The following is a 17620-nucleotide window of genomic DNA, read 5'->3' as shown; positions in this document are numbered from 1 at the left end:
TTGCCTCTGAACGAACGATTCATACATAATTTCTCTTAACGTTCGGTTTTTAGATAGCTCTTATACAAATAATGCTTAACTTAGGGGAGTGGAGAAATGAAAAACAGAAATGTAATTCAAGCGGGAATGATCTTATTGCTTATTAGCCTTGTAGTGTCGGCATGCGGGGGAAACAAAGAGACAGCCTCAACCACACCTTCGGAAACCGCGGGGGGAAGTAGCGGAACTGCGGCGGCAGAAGGCATTAAAGTAGGGATTTTGCACTCGCTCAGCGGTACGATGGCGATTAGTGAAGTGTCCGTAAGAGATGCAGAGCTGATGGCCATTGAAGAAATTAATGCAGCAGGCGGCGTGCTGGGCCAGCAAATTATTCCGGTCGTTGAAGATGGAGCATCGGATTGGCCGACCTTTGCCGAGAAAGCGCGCAAGCTGATTTCCGAAGATAAGGTGGCGACGGTGTTCGGGGGTTGGACCTCCTCAAGCCGCAAGGCGATGAAGCCGGTATTTGAAGAATTGAATGGCCTGCTCTGGTATCCGGTGCAATATGAGGGGTTGGAGGCATCGCCGAACATTTTCTACACGGGAGCGACGACGAACCAGCAGATTGTGCCAGCTGTTGACTGGCTGCTCGAAAATCGCGGCAAAAAAATGTATTTGCTCGGATCAGATTATGTATTTCCACGCACGGCTAATCTAATTATTAAAGAACAGCTCAAGGCTAAGGGCGGAGAACTGGTTGGTGAGGAATACACGCCGCTAGGACATACGGATTACAGCACCATTATTAGCAAAATCAAAGAAGCAAAGCCGGACATCGTATTTAACACGCTGAACGGTGACAGCAACGTTGCTTTCTTCAAGCAGCTGAAGGATGCAGGCATTTCCGCCAAGGATTTGACGACATTGTCAGTATCGGTAGCGGAGGAGGAGATCCGCGGCATTGGCGTAGATGTGCTGGAAGGGCATTTGGCGGCGTGGAACTATTATCAGACGACGGATACCCCAGCCAATACGGCTTTTGTAGCGAATTATAAGAAGAAATTTGGCGAGGATCGAGTGACGGCTGACCCGATTGAAGCTGGATACACGGCAGTGTACTTATGGAAAGCAGCCGTAGAGAAGGCGGGTTCTACTGATGTTGCCAAAGTAAAGGAAGCTGCGAAGGAGCTGGAGTGGGATGCGCCAGAAGGCAAGGTGCGCATTGACGGCGAGACGCAGCATATTTACAAAACTGTAAGGATCGGCGAGGTTCAAGCAGACGGACAGTTTAAAGAGCTGTGGAATTCCGGTGAAGCAGTGAAGCCAGACCCCTATCTGAAAAGCTATGAATGGGCTGCAAGCATACAGCCATCTGAGTAGAATGTAGGCTCGGCTCATGCTTCCGGAACGCCCCGTGGGCGTGAAATGCCTATAACAGCAGCAGGATAATGGCGATGGCGCAAGCCATCGCAGGAGGTGAAGAGCGGAATGGACGTATTTATTTTGCAGCTGTTCAATGGCATTAGTGTTAGCTCGATTTTGCTGCTTATCGCACTGGGGCTGGCCATTACGTTCGGCTTAATGAAGGTCATTAATATGGCCCATGGCGAGCTGATTATGATTGGCGCTTATTCCACCTATTTGACGCAAAACCTGTTTCACGCCTATATGCCGGGCTCCTGGTTCAACTGGTATTTTGTTTTATCGATTCCGGCGAGCTTCCTGATTGCATTCTTGTTTGGCCTTTTGCTGGAAGTCAGCCTGATTCGCCATCTGTATGGCAGGCCGCTTGACAGCTTGCTGGCAACCTGGGGCGTTGGCCTTGTGCTTCAGCAGCTTGCACGATCCATATTTGGCGCTCCCAATGTGGCGGTGACCAGCCCTTCATGGCTGAATGGCGGCATGCGCATATTGAACGATGTCGTGCTTCCTTACAAAAGGCTGTTCATTGTCGGCTTGGTCGCGGCCTGTCTGATCGCCATGTACTTCTATATTTACCGCAGCCTTGAGGGGCGGCGCATGCGTGCCGTTATGCAAAATCGCGATATGGCGGCGTGCCTTGGCGTATCGACCCGCCGCGTAGATGCAATGACCTTTGCGATTGGCTCGGGTATCGCAGGAGTTGCGGGCTGTGCCTTAACGCTGATGGGGCCAATTGGCCCTTCTCTGGGCACCTATTATATTGTTGATGCGTTCATGGTCGTCGTGCTTGGCGGTGTCGGCAAGCTGGTTGGTACGGTGCTTGGCGCATTCGGGATCGGCGTGTTTAATACGATGTTTGAATATTGGACGAATGCTTCACTCGGCAAGGTACTGGTGTTCCTATGCATAGTGGCGTTCCTGCAATGGCGTCCTTCCGGATTTGTGGCAATGCGTACACGCTCGCTTGATTAACAGGGAAAGGGGTGACGGGTGAAAATGGAACAGCGAAGGTTATCACCCCAGCGTTTGTGGATTTTGGCAGGTTATGCGGCTGCGGCCGCGGCGTTGTTCTCGGCGCCGATGTTTTTAAGTGACTTTCGCCTCAATCTGCTCGCAAAATTTCTTGCTTTTGCTATTGTGGCGTTAGGACTGGACTTGATTTGGGGTTATACAGGCATTCTCAGCCTCGGGCATGGCATCTTTTTTGGAATTGGCGCGTATGCGATGGCGATGTACTTGAAGCTGGAGGCAAGCGTCGGGAAGCTGCCGGATTTTATGGGCTGGAGCGGGCTTAAGGAGCTGCCGCTGTTCTGGCAGCCGTTCAGCAGCTTTGGCTTTGCGGTAGCGATGGGCATAATAATGCCCGCGCTCCTCGCGCTATTTCTCGGCTTTTTCACTTTCCGCAATCGAATTCGTGGCGTTTATTTCACGATTTTGACGCAGGCGTTGGTTATTATTACGACGACGCTGCTCGTCGGGCAGCAGGCTTTTACGGGCGGAACGAATGGCGTGACGGGATTTGGCAAAATATTGGGCGCTTCGCTCGCCTCCCCGGATACGAAGCGGGTTTTATATTTTGTTACGGTGCTGGTGCTGATCGCTGTTTTTGTAGCTTGCCGCTACGTTGTCGGCAGCCGCTTCGGCAAGGTGCTTCGCGCCATTCGCGATGGGGAAAACCGCGTGCGCTTCATCGGTTATAATCCTGCGATGTACCAAATGGCTATTTTCACTTTATCTGCCGCATTTGCGGGTATTGCGGGCATGCTGTTTGTGCTCCATGTTGGCATTATTTCGCCTTCCATGATGGGCATTGTGCCCTCTATTGAAATGGTGCTGTGGGTAGCCATTGGCGGGCGCGGCACCTTAATTGGGGCGGCGCTGGGCGCTGTATTGCTCAATTGGGCAAAAAGCGAATTCAGCACCTCTTACCCCGAAGGCTGGACTTATTTTCTCGGTGCGATGTTTGTCATCGTTGTTGTATTCCTGCCGAATGGCTTAACGGGACTGCTTGGCAAAATCAAGCTCGGCAAAAAGCGGAGGGTGACGAAAAATGAGCCAACCATTGAGTATCCTGCAGTGTAATGATGTGACGGTAGAGTTTGACGGTTTTAAAGCCATCCAGGGCATGAGTCTTACCTTGGCAAAAGGAGAGCTGCGCTTCCTGATCGGCCCGAACGGCGCGGGCAAAACGACGATGCTCGATGTGATCTGCGGCAAGGTGCGGCCATCAAAGGGGCAGGTCACATTTAATGGCGATATCGACATTACGCGAAAAAAAGAGCATCAAATTGCGGAACTGGGCATCGGCCGCAAATTTCAGGCCCCATCTATTTTCCCCTCTATGACGGTGCTGGAAAATCTGGAGATCGCGCTGCGCCAGCGGCGCGGGGTGTTCGCTACTCTGTTTGCGAGGCTTCAGGCGGAGGAGCAGAAACGGATGAAGCGGCAGCTGGAGATGATCGGGCTGGCAGATCAAGAAGATAGCCGTGCTGGCGGGCTGTCGCATGGCGAGAAGCAGTGGCTGGAAATCGGCATGATGCTGCTGCAGGAGCCGGATATTTTGCTGCTCGACGAGCCGGTGGCCGGTATGACCGATAAGGAGACGGATAAGACGGGGGAGCTGCTTCAGGAAATTGCGCGTGAACGCTCCATCGTTGTCGTTGAGCATGATATGGAATTTGTGCGCAGCTTTGCAAGCAAGGTGACTGTTATGCACGAGGGCAAGCTGCTCAAGGAAGGCACGATGGAGGATGTGCAGCGGGATGTCCGGGTTGCGGAGGTGTACTTGGGAAAAAGGCGGGATGCGGATGTTAGCCGTTCAACAGCTTGAGGCGGGTTATGGAGAAAGCATTATTTTGCGCGATGTATCGTTAAAGGTGGAGGCTGGCGAGGTTGTGTGCCTGCTCGGGCGTAACGGCGTCGGAAAAACGACGTTAATGAAAAGCATTATGGGGCTGCTGAAAGCACGACATGGAACAGTAGCTTATAACGGCGTTGATCTGACGAAGCGTGCACCGGGCAGAAGGGCGAAGAGAGGCATGGGATATGTGCCACAGGGCAGAGAGATTTTCGGACAGCTCACCGTATACGAAAATATTCTCATCGGCTTGGAGGCTGCACCGCGGGAGAGGCGGGGGCGCGGACAGGCGAATATGATCCCGCCCGATGCCATTGCGAAATTTCCGGTGCTGCCGGAAATGTATGCGCGGCGCGGCGGTGATCTCAGCGGCGGGCAGCAGCAGCAGCTCGCTTTCGCCAGAGCGCTCGCTTCGCAGCCGTCGCTGCTGCTGCTCGATGAGCCTTGCGAGGGGATTCAGCCCTCCATTGTGGATGATATCCGCGAGGTCATTCGTTCCATTAAGGCGGACGGCCAGACGGCGATTTTGCTCATTGAACAAAGCCTCGACTTTGTAAAAAGCGTGGGCGATTATTTTTATATATTAGAAAAGGGCGCTATCGCATGGGAAGGAACACTCGCGCAGCTGAGCGACGACGTAATCAAGAAGTATTTGACAGTTTAATGCCCCGATTCATCCCTTGCCCCGGTTCTGGCATCCCCGCCTCAAAGCAGATAATAAGCGAAAAAAAGAAAGGCCTACTTCTCTAAAGGCGCAAGCTGATTTTTAGAGAGGTAAGCCTATTTTGTATTTTATGAAGAATGCCGTACTATACCCTGTCTATGTCCTGTGTCTCCGCCTTGCGATAATGCCTCCATAATATAATGATAAATAATGGAATCGCAATGGCATTGCTTGTGTGGGCAATCGGGATATCTCCAAGGGGCGATACGGATTTGCTTAAAATGCTTATGAGTAGTAATGCAATCGCTCCAATGATGGCCGAGCCTGGAATAATGATGCGGTAATCATTGCCGCACCATTTTCTGAGCAAAGCAGATGCTATTAAGCCTATGCAGGCTACTGGGCCAACCAGCCAAACAGAAAGGCCCGTCATAAAAATAACGACTGCGGCGGATAAGCCATATACAACAGCTCCGGCTGGCCTCACTCCATAAAAATGCTTAGAAATAAAGAAGGATAACCCTACAGCAGCGACCAAGGCGGCAATAATGAGGGAAGCTAAGGCATAAGAGCCTTTCCCTGTCATGTATACGCCGCTTACTGCTGTCAAAGCTGCGCTGAGATCGTAACGGTCATTGGCGTAAAGACGAACAAGCAATATAGTGAAATGGGCGGCTGTCCCAAGAAAAGCTCCAGCAAATATAAGCTGCATGGAGGATAATGGGATTTTAAGGAGGCGTACGAATACATACATTATCATGCATCCTGCCAGACAGCCGGCGATACAGAGTGCGGCTGAGAGAATGGGTATAGAAGAAGGATTTTCTTCACTCCAAATAAACGGCCAAGCTAAAAATAGGACAAGACTCGACATTTCGGTCAACCCAAAAGCCGTAGGCGCAGCCAAGCGATTGCGCATGAGCCCTTGCAGAATAGCTGCCGAGGCGGCGAGGCCGGCCCCTGCCAAGGTCAGGGCTACTGCGCTTGGAAGCCGAAATTCGCTCATTATCATAAATGCTTTTGAATCCCATTCTTTGTGTATGAGAGCTTTGGCAAAATCGCTGAGGCCTACACCGATAAAGCCTGTATTCAAAAACCAGGCAAAACAAGCAATTACCAAAATAGGCCCTAAAATAAACAAGGCAGTTACAAATAAAGGATTCGTTTTTGTACGTGTGGTCATGAATCAGTAGTCCTTCCTAAAAAAATCTATTTTCCTTTATATCGGAAATATAGAGGGGGAATTACACCCAGACTGTTCATTACCTTGGTAGGGCTGCTTAATATCCGAACCTTTGCTGCAGCAACTGGGCGGTCTGCTCCGGATGGGAGATCGGGAAATGATGCCCATAAGGAAGGAGTTCCATCTGCAAATGGCGGTAGCGATCAGGCAGCTCATAGTTCCGCTCCTGCTCTCCCCATAAAATAAAAACCTTCTTCTCGTCCCACTGGCTTGGCGAAAGCTGAAAGCTTTGCGGAAGGGTCAGCTCGCGCAGCAGCCCGGCAAGCGTCTTTCTTACTCGCGGGGAGCGCAGCTCTTCCTGCACATAGCGGATATATTCAGCTGGAATTTGTGCCTCTGATTCGAAGCAGCTTTGCTTGATCAGCGACTTCACTAGCGCAGCCTCACTCATGCGCGAGAGCGCCATTTCTGTAAGCCAGCGCTGTTTATACATGGACGGTGCCGGATGGAAGACGGGCTGCAGCAGTCCGAGCGCTTCAACTCGATCCGGCAGACGCTCCATGATTTTGGCAGCAAGGAGCGCTCCGTAAGAATGCCCGATTAAGGTGACGGGAGTATCCATTGCTTCGATGGCTTCTATAAAGCTCTCCACATGGCCGTCCATTACCTGGGACTTATGATGATAAGGGCTTCTGCCCAACCCGGGGAGATCGGGGAGCCATACATGGGCATTCTGAAAATGATTAGCCAGAGGAATTAGGCAATCCGCTCCGCTAAAGGTGCCAGGTATGAAAATAATCGGATTTCCGCTGTTATTGTTATTGTTATTGTTATTGTGCAGTGCAGTCATATTGCCTAACTTGCTCTGCCTGTAGCCTTTATGTGCTGTCACTGAATGCGAGAGGCGAAAATCGAGGTCAGTGATCGTATGGCGCAGAGCGGACGGCGTTACCCTGTAGTCCAGCGCATATTTTTGTTGGATATGTCGGGCTGAATCGAGCGAATAAGAATCGTCTACGACAAAGCCCAGCGATTCTTGGGGAATGCCTAGCTTGCTGCCCAGCGGGCTTCCAAGCGCCTTGGATAGGAAGCCAAGCGGCAGAGAACCAATGGGTTTTGCTACGCGAAGCTCCTCTGCCATCGTTGTAATAAGCTGCTTCATATTAGGGCTGTCTTCCTTTGCTTGCAGCAAATAATACGTTTGGCTGATGGGATGCTTTTCTTGGGCAAGCGCGGCGATAAAGGCTGCGGCGTGATCAAGATGGAACAGGGGCAGCCAATATTTCTCGCCTCCCGGCACAAGCGCCATCAACTTTCGGCGTGCAGCATCAACTAACAGGCCCAGACCGCCGAGCTGCTCCGTCTCTCCTGTTGCGGAATCGCCAATGACGACGCCGGGGTGAACGACGGACAGGGGGTAGCCTTGCTTTGCGCTTTGCTCCCGCATGTGCAGGTCGGCGAGGAACTTGGCCTGTTCGTATGGCGGCTCATGGTTGAGAGACGCAATAGCCTGCTCTTTTTGCGATAGATCCTCATTGCGGAAGGGGCTTTTAAAGCCGACCAAATGGATAAAATGGCGCAGCGTCGTCTCCGCATGAATAAGTGAGGCTATATCTGCCATATGCTGCGAGGCTTGTAAAAACACCTGCTTTGCCTGCTCGTCGCTCAGCCTGATATCCATAGGGCCTCCCGCATGAATAATGACTTCTGCCGTTTTCACTCGCGCCAAATCCTCTTCATTCAAACCCAACAAAGGCCGCGTCAAATCACCGCATACCGGTTTGATGTACTCGTTATGCTGAAGGTTCAGCTTGTCCAAAAGCTGCTCATATCTGTTTAAAGAACGAACGAGAACGGTTATGTGCTGTTTGGTTTGTGCAAGGGTCTGTATCAATCGTTGTCCAATAAATCCTGTACCGCCCGTAACGAATAAATGTGCCATATGCTTGCTCCTTCTGTTTCAATCATTTTATTAGTTAAAAGGGAATCATCTTCCCAAGAAATAGTACTATACAGTACTAAAATGTTCAAAAAAATTACTTTAGCAAGGCTGCTAAAGCATGAAACGCATGTTGAACGGTATTTGGATTCTGGCTGGCATGCTGCAAAAATAACGCTCCCTCAATCGTAGACAGCATGAGCGCGGCGGTTGGTTCGACTGGCAGGTCGGACTTGAGCTCTTGGCGCGCTATGCCTTCATGCAGCAATTGCTCAATAAAGGAAAGCTGGCTTTGGAAAAAACGGCGAAACTGCTCGCGGAATGGTCCGTTCTCCAGCGGCGCCTGCGTATAGAGGGTCAGAAATGGGCAGCCGCCAAGGCAGCGTGCATCCTGCTCGGTCAAAAGCTGGACTAATTTATCCAGACGCGTAAGTACAGGGACGTCAGTCTGCCTGCCAATGTGCTGGAATAAGCTTTCATATTGGCTGATCATCCGTTCAATAATGGCGGATAGCAGCTCTTCTTTGCTTTTGAAATAATAATAGATATTCGTTTTGGACACTTTGCTGGCGGCAACGATGTCATCCATGCTCGTAACCAAATAACCTTTGCTCAAAAATAACTGTTGGGCCGTATACAAGGCGATCTCGCGGTTGGATTGTTTTGTTTTCATATTAGTACTGTATAGCACTAAAATTATTTTGTCAATGCTTGCACAGGTACAGGCTGCTTCAATAGAACCTATGACATTATCATAAAATGAATGCTAGTTACTCTTATAAAATATCTTGTTAAATATATACATATGAGGTAGTATAATACAATAATGACTGCGTTATAGTTAACTGGAGGGATTCGATATGATGCTATCTATTAAAAGGATGACTGTTTTTTCGCTTTCTGCCATTGTTGCACTCGTAACATTCATTTCTCCAGCAGGGGCCGCTGAGGCTGCTATTCAGGCAATTGCTTTCCCTGAGGTGCCTGCTTCCTTTCAAAAATCGAAGCTCCCTAACATTCTGGTTATTGGTACAGGCGGCACGATTGCTGGACAATCAACGGATGAGACAAGCTTTCAAACGTACCGTGCGGGTACGCTGTTAATTAAAGACATGGTGAAAAGCCTGCCGAATCTGGATAAGATGGCAGACGTTGAGACTGTGCAGTTTGGCAACAAAGACTCATCGGCTTATCTGATGGATGACTTGGCAAGCCTGTCGATGACAGTGGATGCAGCGTTGAAGAAATATGACGGTGTAGTCGTTACGACAGGTACAGATACGATGGAGGAAATCGGTTATTTCCTCGATCTTACAGTTCGCAGCTCGAAGCCGGTTGTCATTACAGGCTCTATGCGTCCATGGACAGTAATCGGAAGCGATGCTCCAGCGAACCTGTTTAATGCGATCAAGCTGGCAGCAAGCGGCAAGACGGAGAAATTCGGCACCGTGCTCATGCTGAATGATGAGATTCATGCTGTGCGCGAAGTGACGAAAGCAAATGCAATGCGTCTCGACACATTTGAATCGCCAGGATTTGGCCCGCTGGGCTACATTGATGAATCAATTATTCAAATTTACCGCGTGCCGACAAGAGCGCTGAAAACCGATGCAGAGTGGGTGACGCCGTTTGATCTGTCCAAGCTGCCGAAGGCCGGCTTCTCGAAGGTTGAAATTGCTTATTCGTATCAAGGAGCTGGCGGCGAGGCGATTAAAGGCTTCGTAGACGGCGGGGCAAAAGGGATTGTTACAGCGGGTACAGGAGCTGGCGGTATTTCCGCTGCAATGAGAGAAGAGCGTACGAAGGCGATTGAGAAGGGCGTTGTTTTTGTAACAACGACAAGAACCGGATCGGGCAATATTTACGGCGGCAGCGATGGGATTTTGGCAGGGGATAATTTGAATGCGGCTCACGCTCGTATTCTGCTTATGCTGACTCTGACTTACACAAGCGATTTCCCGACTATGCAAAAATGGTTCGCTACTTACGGAGCGCTGGAAGTGCCGGAAAATACTACGGTGAAAGCTGCTGCATAAGAGACGGCGTACGGTAAGCGTGCATCCATTGAGAGCTGGCGGCAACCGCTGTATAACACGGAAGGATGAAAGCCTGGGAGATCACAATCTCCCGGGCTTTTGTTTTTTTTAGAAATATAAGGGGCGGGACAAGGCGATCTTGCGGTTGGATTGTTTAGCGGAAGACTTCACACCATTATTAAATTAATGTCAGCTATTCTTACATAACTAGGTATAAAGTCACTTGTTTGATTTAATTGTGTGAGATAATATAACGCAATAGAGATTATATTATAGTTAAGTGGAGGGAACCAAGATGATGCTGTCTATTAAAAGGATGACTGTTTTTTCGCTTTCTGCCATTATCGCACTCGTAACATTTATTTCTCCTGTAGGAGCCGCTGAGGCTGCTATCCAGGCAATTGCTTTCCCTGAGGTGCCTGCTTCCTTCCAGAAATCGAAGCTCCCTAACATTCTGGTTATTGGTACAGGCGGCACGATTGCTGGACAATCAACGGATGAGACAAGCTTTCAAACGTACCGTGCGGGTACGCTTTTAATTAAAGATATGGTGAAGAGCCTGCCGAATCTGGATAAGATGGCGGACGTTGAGACTGTGCAATTTGGCAACAAAGGCTCATCGGCTTATCTGATGGACGACTTGGCAAGCCTGTCGATGACAGTGGATGCAGCGTTGAAGAAATATGACGGTGTAGTCGTTACGACGGGTACAGATACGATGGAGGAGATCGGTTATTTCCTCGATCTTACGGTTCGCAGCTCGAAGCCGGTTGTTATTACAGGCTCTATGCGTCCATGGACAGTAATCGGAAGCGATGCTCCGGCGAACTTGTTTAATGCGATCAAGCTGGCAGCAAGCGGCAAGACGAAGAAATTCGGCACCGTGCTCATGCTGAATGATGAGATTCATGCTGTGCGCGAAGTGACGAAAACAAACGCGCTGCGTCTTGATACATTCGAGTCGCCAGGATTTGGCCCGCTGGGCTACATTGATGAATCAATTATTCAAATTTACCGCGTGCCGACAAGAGCGCTGAAAACCGATGCAGAGTGGGTGACGCCGTTTGATCTGTCCAAGCTGCCGAAGGCCGGCTTCTCGAAGGTTGAAATTGCTTATTCGTATCAAGGAGCTGGCGGCGAGGCGATTAAAGGCTTCGTAGACGGCGGGGCAAAAGGGATTGTAACAGCGGGTACAGGAGCTGGCGGCATTTCCGCTGCAATGAGAGAAGAGCGTACGAAGGCGATTGAGAAGGGCGTTGTTTTTGTAACAACGACAAGAACCGGATCGGGCAACATTTACGGCGGCAGCGATGGGATTTTGGCAGGGGATAATTTGAATGCGTCTCACGCTCGTATTCTGCTTATGCTGACTCTGACTTACACAAGCGATTTCCCAACTATGCAAAAATGGTTCACTACTTACGGAGCGCTGGAAGTGCCGGAAAATACTACGGTGAAAGCTGCTGCATAATACAAAGCATTTTAGATGAAAACAACGTAAATTAACATGACATGAGTATTGACAGAATGTTGGATGGCCTACTATAATACAGATAAATGTAAGGTATTCTAACAAAAAGAAAATATGGTTCCTATGCTGGCTGTACACATCGGGAACGACAAGCTGTCTAGGGTTCCGTTGACAGGTCGCAAGCGCGCTTGCGCCTTATCAAGCCTGGTCCAAGAGACGGCGTACGGCGAGTGTGCATCCATTGAGAGATGACGGCAACCGCTGTATAACACGGAAGGATAAAAGCCTGGGAGATCACAATCTCCCGGGCTTTTGTTTTTTTAGAAATATAAAAAAGTATGAGTTACATACTTATACATTTTTATATTTCGCCCTCGAAACGGCAGCTTTGCTGCCAGAGGACAGCGACAGCTGTTTACACTTGGCTCAATCTCCCGTTATTCAAGGGCTGGAGCTATAAAAACAAGGGGTGGGACAATGAGACAGTCGTGGAAGGTTTGGCTCTTAGGGTTGCTTGTCGTGTCGGTGTTTGTTGTGTCGGGTTGCAGCAATTCAGGTGGCAAAGCGGAGGAAGGAGGGGCGGGGGAGCCGATCACGATTGCCCTAAGCCCGTGGCCGGGCTGGTATATGTGGTATGTAGCAGAGGAAAAAGGTTTTTTTGAAAAGCATGGCGTTAACGTCAAGCTGGAGTTTTTCCCGGTATACAGCGACTCGCTTCAAGCTTTGGCAACGGGGAGAGTCGATGCGAACAGCCAGACGCTGAGCGATACGCTTGCTCCTTTTTCAAAAGGAATTCCGCTTAAAGCGGTTTTGGTAAATGACAATTCTTTTGGCGGCGATGCTATTGTCAGCAAACCGGAAATTCAGTCGATTGAGGATTTAAAGGGAAAAACGGTTGCGACGGAGCTTGGAACTGTCGATCATTTGCTGCTGCTGACTGCCTTGGCGCAAAATGGCATGAAGGAAGAAGATGTGAACTACGTCAATATGACGGTGAATGATGCGGGCCCTGCTTTTATTTCCGGAAAGTCTGATGCTTCTGTTCTATGGGAGCCGTTCCAGACAATTGCGGTGAAAGAAGGCAAGGGCAAGGTGTTGTTCTCCTCTAAGGATACGCCGGGGCTTATTCCGGATCTGCTTGTGTTCCGTGAAGAGGTCGTGCAGAAGCGTTCCGCTGAAGTGCAGAAGGTGGTGGATGCTTGGTTCGATGCGCTTGCGTATTATGAAGCCAATCAGGAAGAGGTGCTGAAGCTGCTCGCGGCTAAGGCGGAGACGACCCCGGAGGATCTCAAGCTTGGATTTGACGGCATCAAGCTGTTCTCGCAAGCGGATAATCTCCATGCCTTCGAGAAGCGTGATGAATATACCTCGCTTGAATATACGGCGGGGCAGACGGCGGATTTCTTGCGCGGACTTGATATGGTCGGTGACATTGATGACGTGAGCGGGTTGTTCGACGCGCAATTCATCAAAAATACAACAGCAGGGAAGTGATGGCGATGAAAGCAGTTCGGCGGCGGAAGCCGCATCGGATACAGATTTTTAAAGATATTGGGTCCCGGGCGTTTGCGATTACCGCTAGCTGCTCTTTTCTGCTCCTTCTGCTGCTGTGGTCGCTGCTCAGCTATACGGAGGCTGTGAATCCTGTATTTTTGCCGAAGCCGCATGTCGTTCTCGCTGCCTTTATAGAGCTGCTCGGCAGCTCTGATTATTGGAACCATATTGGCGTTAGCTTATTCCGCGTGATGTCGGGTTTCCTGTTGGCGTGTGTATTAGGCATTCCCATTGGGATATTGGCTGGAACGTTCAAGTTCGGCGAAGCGCTGGTGGAGCCGCCGATGGAATTTATTCGCTATATGCCGGCGGTCGCTTTCATTCCGCTTATTATGGTATGGGCAGGGATTGGGGAATGGGCCAAGGTGCTGCTTATTTTCATCGGCTGCTTCTTCCAGCTGGTGCTGATGGTAGCTGACAATACGCGCAGGGTGTCGCAAGATTTGCTGCAAGCCTCCTTTACGCTTGGAGCAGGTCGTTGGAAGGCGATTGAAACGGTGCTGATACCAGCAATCCAACCGCAGCTTATGCATACGATGCGGCTTATTCTCGGCTGGGCGTGGACGTATCTGGTTGTGGCGGAGTTGGTTGCGGTCAACAGCGGGCTGGGGTATGCGATTATGAAGGCACAGCGATTTTTGAATACGGAGGAAATTTTTGTTGGCATTTTCGTCATCGGATTGCTGGGCTTGATTAGCGACCGCATTTTTGCCTTTTTGAACCGCAGATTATTTCCTTGGGTATAGCGTTCGAGGACGGAGGTTCCGCTATTTTGGCTTTTGATCTGATTTCGGGCCGTAAGCGGACAGGGAATCCGTTATCGCCTATATTATCCTGTCAAAATGGGGCTGGGGGAGTGTATTAGCTGCTCCTGAGTCCGTTGTCTGTCCTTAACCCTTGATTTTGTTGAAATAGCTGCTATTGTGACCGCCAAGTCTACCTTGGTGAAGGGCATGAACTTCTGAAATGATGAACGCGAAGCGTTGGAGCGGGATCGGGATCGGAAGTTATAGGGATCTGGCGTGCTTGCGCTTACAATCAAGATCACGTTCACGTTTGCGTCCAAATTCTGGTTGAAAAAAAGAATAGCAGTGCCTGCTATGCAAGGCCCGCAGTCTAATGGGGAGAGTTCCCTTAGGATTGCGGGCCTTTTTTTAATTATAGGAAAGTATATGATTTTTCCGTCTTTTCTCTATATTTCTTCGCGAAACGACTGCTTTGCCGCCAGAGGACGGCTTTAGCTGTGTGCGCTGGTTTGCATATAAATGTAAAAAGTGATATCATAAATATATCAAATTAATACTAAGGGGTGTTCTGACAGATGAAGGAGTACAAAGCTTGGCATGTGAATGGATTTTTAGCATTGCTCATTGGCATATTGTCACTTGTTGGGGGAGTCATTCTTATTGTGTTTGGCGCATCGGACTCGCAGCCGGACTTTCTTTTGATAATTGCAGGTGCTCTGCTGATTCTTGTTTTTATTATCGCGGCTTCCTCGCTGACGATTGTGCAGCCGAATGAAGCGAAGGTCATCACCTTTTTCGGAAAATATATCGGTACGGTAAGAAATGCGGGGCTGTGGATGACGCTTCCGCTGACGAACAAGCAGAAGGTGTCGCTTAAAGTGCGCAACTTTAACAGCCATACGCTGAAAGTCAATGATGCTGATGGAAATCCGATTGAAATTGGGGCGGTTGTTGTATTTAAAGTAACGGATACATCCCGTGCCAGCTTCGATGTCGACAATTATGAGCGTTTTGTAGAAATCCAAAGCGAGACGGCTGTTCGCCACACGGCGGCGCAGCACCCGTATGATACGCATACGGATGAGAATGCGATGTCGCTCAGAGGCAATTCGGAGGAAGTGGCTGAAGAGCTGCTCAAGGAGCTGCAAAGCAGGCTTGCTGTTGCGGGAGTTGAAGTGATTGAGACGCGGCTGACGCATCTGGCCTATGCGCCGGAAATTGCTAGCGCTATGCTGCAAAGGCAGCAGGCGACAGCGATTGTGGCGGCTCGCCAGAAAATCGTTGAAGGCGCAGTTGGCATGGTGGACGCGGCGTTGAAGCAATTGGAGGATAGTGGAATTGAGCTGGACGTGGAGCGGCGTGCGGCGATGGTCAACAATCTGATGGTGGCGATCGTATCGGATCGTTCTGCTACTCCGGTCATTAATACCGGGTCTTTGTACACGTAAGGAGCTGTCGATAATGGGAAAAGAAAAGAAAGCTTTTCCGCTCCGACTGAATCCTGACATTCACCGCGCTCTGGAGCAATGGGCTAATGAGGAATTTCGCAGCGTTAATGGGCATATTGAGTTTCTGCTGCGCGAGGCGCTCAGCCGCTCTGGCAGGCTACCCAAGCCAAAACCTGCCGAGCCTCCGGAAAATGCTGGTGAGCCTAAGGAATAGAGAGAAGCAGATAGAGAGCCTAATTATAGGAAAGAGCAAAACCAAGCAGCAGCTGCCGTCTAAGGACGATAAGCTGCTGTTTGGTTTTGTTTGAGGTGGGTGGTTCAACGGGTCAGTGGTCATTGAACGAGCGCGGCTGCCTTGTAACTTTTTTATAGAAGGAAGCGTCGTTAACTGTAAAGCTAGTAGTACGTATGTTGCAGGCGTGAGGGTTAGTGGTATGACGGATGGGGGGATGAAAATGAACAAAAAGCGGCAGAGGTCATCTCTGGTGCTTGTAATTGTGATGGCATTTGTATTTGTCTCGGGAGCAGCGGCTGTTTATTTCTTGAAGGCTAATCATAAGGAGGCTCCTGCTGGTGCTGATGCGGCTGATTCGGTTCGCTTGGAAGTGAAGAAGGTTGGGCCTGAGATGCTCGTGGTCGAAGGGGCTAACGGCGAGAAGGTGGAATTGGCTATTGGCGATATCCCGCTCTATAAGGAATACTTGGGCTTGCAAGCTGATGTTGCTGATATTGAAAAAGAAGTCGAACGAACTCAAGTGGAAACGCTCGATATCGCGGATCAAGAACGTTTTATTTTGCTGAAGTACAATTGTGCCAATAAGCAATGCTCGACTATTTTGGTGAAGGAAAGCAATTCCGGGCTTGTGAGCGTTGGCTTGGCGGATGGCATTTTTCAAGATTATAAGCTTTCACCGGAGAAAAATAGGCTGTTATTGCGATTTGGCTACAATGAAGGCGGGCAGGTTGTTCGGCATGTTTTGTTTGCTGTTGATTTGGTGCGGATGAAGGTCATTCCTTATGAGAGGGCGGAGCTGGCTAAAGTGTATATGTTCACGCCAACTTGGCCGATTCCTGACTACGAATGGGTAGATAATGATCAATTTTGGATGGCTTCGGCTGATCTGCAATCATCTCAAGCGGGGTTTGAAGAAGTTCGAAATTGGTTCGCTTCAAGTGAGCGAAAAATCAAGAAGATGACTATTTTGCTAAACCAGGAGGAGCGATTAGACGCATACTCAATGCCGTAGAGGGCTGATGTGATTATATAGCGATGCATTAAATGTTATATTATCTAACATAATCGTTGACAAATGATATTCAACAGTCATATAATCTATTTAATGTTAGGTTATATGACAATTGAATATAGGTTTCCGTTGCTAAATAAACTGGAAACAAACCGCTGTCTAGGGTTCCGTTAGCTGCATATGGGGAGTGCCTCATCTGATGAAAGCTAAGCCTGGTCCGAGAGACGGCATACAGTCGAATATAAGCGCTGCGGCGCGAATCGCTGTATAACACGGAAGGATAAAAGCCTGGGAGATCAATCTCCCAGGCTTTTTTTATTTATATTCACGGGGAGGCGGAGTGGAAATGAGTAAAGGGTGGAGCAAGACAATTGAAGCTGGAGGCAAGTGGTCAGGCGTTATTGGACGGGGGAAGCTCATTCGTTTGACTGCCCTTGAAGGTGGGGCTAATGTGTCTGCCATGCTGTTCAGTGCCGCAGATCTGAATGAACGCTACAATATGCCCGATACCCTTAAGGCGCAGCATACCTCACATCTGACCAAAGGGAATGTGTTGATGAGCGACAATGGACGCGCAATGGCCAGCATTGTAGAAGATGAGCTGGGCTGGCATGATCCGCTTGGCGGCTACACAAGCCGCAAGCTGACGGATGAGCGCTATGGCGCGACGACTTATCAGGAGCTTCGAAACGCTTGGCTGCGAAGCGGGCAGGAAAATTTGGCGGTGGAGCTCGTGCGAAGCGGCATGGGTGTCAGAGATTTAATGCCGGTCGTCAATTGGTTTTCCAAAATCAGCTGCGACGAGCAGGGTGATATGCATTATGCGGAGCATCATTGCCAGGCGGGCAGCGCTGTAACGCTTAGGACGGAAATGGATGTGCTGCTAGTGTTATCGAATACGCCTAACCCGCTCGATGCAAGAAGGGATTATCCATCGGTTCCTGTGCTGATTGAAGTATTGGCTGCGGAAGCGGTAGATCGGGAGCATGATTACTGTGTGAACTATCGTGCGGAAAATCGCCGTGCGTTTGAAAATACGTGGGAATACGACGCTTTGCGAGGAGGCGAATAATA

The 17620-nt window shown here is 49.7% G+C and carries 16 protein-coding genes and 2 riboswitches; of the genes, 13 read left to right on the top strand and 3 right to left on the bottom strand.

The window, feature by feature from the left end; all coding sequences use genetic code 11:
• Nucleotides 1–96 precede the first annotated feature (96 nt).
• The 5 genes from urtA to urtE all read left to right on the top strand — a co-directional run bounded on the left by urtA (nucleotide 97) and on the right by urtE (nucleotide 4922).
• Nucleotides 97–1359 (top strand): urea ABC transporter substrate-binding protein, encoded by a 1263-nt coding sequence (gene urtA, locus BBD42_RS08725; protein WP_056034886.1) that lies wholly within the window; start codon nucleotides 97–99, stop codon nucleotides 1357–1359.
• 108 nt (nucleotides 1360–1467) lie between these two features.
• The gene (gene urtB, locus BBD42_RS08720; protein WP_099517833.1) at nucleotides 1468–2373 is read left to right on the top strand and encodes an urea ABC transporter permease subunit UrtB; all 906 of its coding nucleotides are present in this window, start codon (nucleotides 1468–1470) and stop codon (nucleotides 2371–2373) included.
• A 24-nt stretch (nucleotides 2374–2397) separates the two neighbouring features.
• Nucleotides 2398–3483: an urea ABC transporter permease subunit UrtC gene (gene urtC / locus BBD42_RS08715; protein ID WP_099517832.1), complete on the top strand. Its 1086-nt coding sequence runs from the start codon at nucleotides 2398–2400 to the stop codon at nucleotides 3481–3483.
• The gene (urtD, locus tag BBD42_RS08710; RefSeq protein ID WP_099517831.1) at nucleotides 3452–4231 is read left to right on the top strand and encodes an urea ABC transporter ATP-binding protein UrtD; all 780 of its coding nucleotides are present in this window, start codon (nucleotides 3452–3454) and stop codon (nucleotides 4229–4231) included. Before urtC ends, urtD begins: the two co-directional genes overlap by 32 nt.
• A complete protein-coding gene (gene urtE, locus BBD42_RS08705; RefSeq protein ID WP_099517830.1) occupies nucleotides 4209–4922 on the top strand; it encodes an urea ABC transporter ATP-binding subunit UrtE in 714 nt (237 codons plus the stop codon). Before urtD ends, urtE begins: the two co-directional genes overlap by 23 nt.
• Nucleotides 4923–5067: 145 nt before the next feature.
• On the opposite strand, the gene BBD42_RS08700 is transcribed toward urtE, so the two are convergent.
• The 3 genes from BBD42_RS08700 to BBD42_RS08690 all read right to left on the bottom strand — a co-directional run bounded on the left by BBD42_RS08700 (nucleotide 5068) and on the right by BBD42_RS08690 (nucleotide 8717).
• Entirely contained in the window at nucleotides 5068–6105 is a 1038-nt protein-coding gene (locus tag BBD42_RS08700) for an iron chelate uptake ABC transporter family permease subunit (RefSeq protein WP_099517829.1), read from the bottom strand.
• 97 nt (nucleotides 6106–6202) lie between these two features.
• On the bottom strand, nucleotides 6203–8047 hold the full coding sequence (locus BBD42_RS08695) for an alpha/beta fold hydrolase (protein WP_099517828.1): 1845 nt from the start codon (nucleotides 8045–8047) through the stop codon (nucleotides 6203–6205).
• A gap of 94 nt (nucleotides 8048–8141) precedes the next feature.
• Nucleotides 8142–8717 carry a TetR/AcrR family transcriptional regulator gene (locus BBD42_RS08690; RefSeq protein WP_099517827.1) on the bottom strand — a complete coding sequence of 192 codons (576 nt, stop codon included), beginning with the start codon at nucleotides 8715–8717 and terminating at the stop codon, nucleotides 8142–8144.
• A gap of 187 nt (nucleotides 8718–8904) precedes the next feature.
• On the opposite strand from BBD42_RS08690, the gene BBD42_RS08685 reads away from it, so the two are divergent.
• The 8 genes from BBD42_RS08685 (at nucleotide 8905) to BBD42_RS08650 (ending at nucleotide 17618) form a co-directional block, all read left to right on the top strand.
• Entirely contained in the window at nucleotides 8905–10080 is a 1176-nt protein-coding gene (locus BBD42_RS08685; protein ID WP_099517826.1) for an asparaginase, read from the top strand.
• A gap of 295 nt (nucleotides 10081–10375) precedes the next feature.
• Complete coding sequence (locus tag BBD42_RS08680; RefSeq protein WP_099517825.1) at nucleotides 10376–11551, top strand: asparaginase; 1176 nt, start codon at nucleotides 10376–10378, stop codon at nucleotides 11549–11551.
• A 146-nt stretch (nucleotides 11552–11697) separates the two neighbouring features.
• Nucleotides 11698–11846, top strand: a riboswitch (guanidine-I (ykkC/yxkD leader).
• A gap of 182 nt (nucleotides 11847–12028) precedes the next feature.
• Complete coding sequence (locus tag BBD42_RS08675) at nucleotides 12029–13045, top strand: ABC transporter substrate-binding protein (RefSeq protein WP_099517824.1); 1017 nt, start codon at nucleotides 12029–12031, stop codon at nucleotides 13043–13045.
• Nucleotides 13045–13851 carry an ABC transporter permease gene (locus BBD42_RS08670; protein WP_348272596.1) on the top strand — a complete coding sequence of 269 codons (807 nt, stop codon included), beginning with the start codon at nucleotides 13045–13047 and terminating at the stop codon, nucleotides 13849–13851. The genes BBD42_RS08675 and BBD42_RS08670 overlap by 1 nt, the downstream gene beginning before the upstream one ends.
• Nucleotides 13852–14426: 575 nt before the next feature.
• Nucleotides 14427–15299 (top strand): SPFH domain-containing protein, encoded by an 873-nt coding sequence (locus BBD42_RS08665; protein WP_056034850.1) that lies wholly within the window; start codon nucleotides 14427–14429, stop codon nucleotides 15297–15299.
• A gap of 13 nt (nucleotides 15300–15312) precedes the next feature.
• Nucleotides 15313–15513 carry a type II toxin-antitoxin system antitoxin gene (locus BBD42_RS08660; RefSeq protein ID WP_099517823.1) on the top strand — a complete coding sequence of 67 codons (201 nt, stop codon included), beginning with the start codon at nucleotides 15313–15315 and terminating at the stop codon, nucleotides 15511–15513.
• A 241-nt stretch (nucleotides 15514–15754) separates the two neighbouring features.
• Nucleotides 15755–16546 carry a hypothetical protein gene (locus BBD42_RS08655; RefSeq protein WP_099517822.1) on the top strand — a complete coding sequence of 264 codons (792 nt, stop codon included), beginning with the start codon at nucleotides 15755–15757 and terminating at the stop codon, nucleotides 16544–16546.
• 148 nt (nucleotides 16547–16694) lie between these two features.
• Nucleotides 16695–16843, top strand: a riboswitch (guanidine-I (ykkC/yxkD leader).
• Nucleotides 16844–16892: 49 nt separating this feature from the next.
• Nucleotides 16893–17618, top strand: coding sequence for an urea amidolyase associated protein UAAP1 (locus BBD42_RS08650; RefSeq protein WP_099517821.1), 726 nt, complete (start codon nucleotides 16893–16895; stop codon nucleotides 17616–17618).
• Nucleotides 17619–17620 lie beyond the last annotated feature (2 nt).

The organism is Paenibacillus sp. BIHB 4019 (assembly GCF_002741035.1).
In the GTDB taxonomy this organism is placed as follows: domain Bacteria; phylum Bacillota; class Bacilli; order Paenibacillales; family Paenibacillaceae; genus Pristimantibacillus.
This window is presented reverse-complemented; position numbering and strand designations above follow the sequence as displayed.